The organism is Paenibacillus sp. 1-18, from assembly GCF_000520755.1.
Classification (GTDB): Bacteria; Bacillota; Bacilli; order Paenibacillales; family Paenibacillaceae; genus Paenibacillus; species Paenibacillus brasilensis.
This window is the reverse complement of sequence record NZ_ASSB01000048.1, coordinates 1-1,326: the sequence shown is the minus strand read 5'-3', so window position 1 is coordinate 1,326 and position 1,326 is coordinate 1. Positions and strand designations below refer to the sequence as shown.

The 1,326-nt window shown below is 41.5% G+C and carries 2 protein-coding genes; both read left to right on the top strand.

What is annotated here, in order from left to right; translation table 11 throughout:
• The first annotated feature begins 79 nt into the window (after nucleotides 1–79).
• Complete coding sequence (locus L693_RS27615; protein ID WP_049825038.1) at nucleotides 80–370, top strand: ArsR/SmtB family transcription factor; 291 nt, start codon at nucleotides 80–82, stop codon at nucleotides 368–370.
• 72 nt (nucleotides 371–442) lie between these two features.
• A partial coding sequence (locus tag L693_RS0102910) for an MFS transporter (RefSeq protein ID WP_025715981.1) occupies nucleotides 443–1,326 on the top strand: 884 nt, incomplete at its 3' end.

Here is a 1,326-nt window from a genome sequence, read left to right as displayed (position 1 = left end):
ATTTCACTTAAAAATCGGAGAATATGGTGGTATTTTTCTAAAGACTTGATTTGTAGCGAGATCTTAGTACAATGGTTTTATGACTACTCAAAAAATAATAAATGATGAGCTTAGAGTCAAAATATTTAAGGCGTTAGCTGATGAAACAAGATTGGACATCATTCGAGCTCTATACATCAGCAAGAAGGAGATGAATTGTGGAGAAGTAGGACATATTCGCGATACTACGAAATCGAATACTTCGTATCACTTGCGTACTTTAAAGGAGGCGAAATTGATCAAGGTACGAAAAGAAGCTCAAGCGAAGTATATGAGCATCGATTTGGAAACATTTCAAACTTACTTACCCGGATTTCTGGATACGTTGTAGAAAGAAATTCTTTTTTTCTTCATTAGTTCAATAATATTTGAACTATAGAACTAACTACAAAGGGTGAATAGAATGATCAAATTAACTGCTTTATTTTTCCTCATCATGTTTGTTATCGGTACGGATACGTTTTTGATTTCTCCGCTCATCCCCACTCTTCAGAACTTGTTTCATATCCCGACCGAATATTCCGGTTGGATGGTGGGGGCTTATGCTTTAGGTTATGCCATTTTTGCACTGATTGCTGGACCGCTTTCCGATGGATGGGACCGCAAAAAAGTAATGCTTTCCGGCATGGTCTGCTTCTCGGTTTCAACCATGTTATGCGGCTTTGCCACAGGTTTTTGGTCGATGTTCTTCTTCCGTTTTTTAGCCGGGGTTAGCGCAGCATTTACGGCGCCTCAAGTCTGGGCCTCGATCCCTGCTCTCTTTCCAACGTCAAAAATCGCCAAAGTATCAGGAATCGTCATGGCAGGCGTGGCTGCTTCCCAAGCGTTCGGCATCCCTATTGGAAGTCTGCTTGCCTCAACCCATTGGTATTATCCTTTTTTTACAATCGGTGCATGTGCATTATTGGTAGCAGTATTCATCTTCTATGCTTTGCCCGAAATGAAACCGAATCAAGGCCAAAAAACCAAGACTCCGATTTTCAGTAGATACATCCCACTATTGAATAGCCGAATGGCGAGAAAGGCTTTCCTCGCTCATTTCTTATTTCAATGTGGATTCTTTGCTGCCTTTTCTTTCATTGGAAAATGGGTGACGGATCGCTTTCACCTTTCCATTGATCAAGCGGGGTACGTGATGTTTTTTCTTGGTCTCGGGAATATAGTCGGAAGCTTCGGCGGTGCCTATGTGATCAAAACGTTAAACCGTTTCAATACACTGGTTGTGGGCTTTCTTGTCTCTATCGCATGTTTTATTGTTTTGCCTCACTTGCCATCGGTTGCGGCTTT

Coding starts and splice junctions, on each gene's coding strand:
- L693_RS27615 (WP_049825038.1), top strand. CDS start 80: ATGACTACTCAAAAAATAATAAATGATGAGCTTAGAGTCAAAATATTT.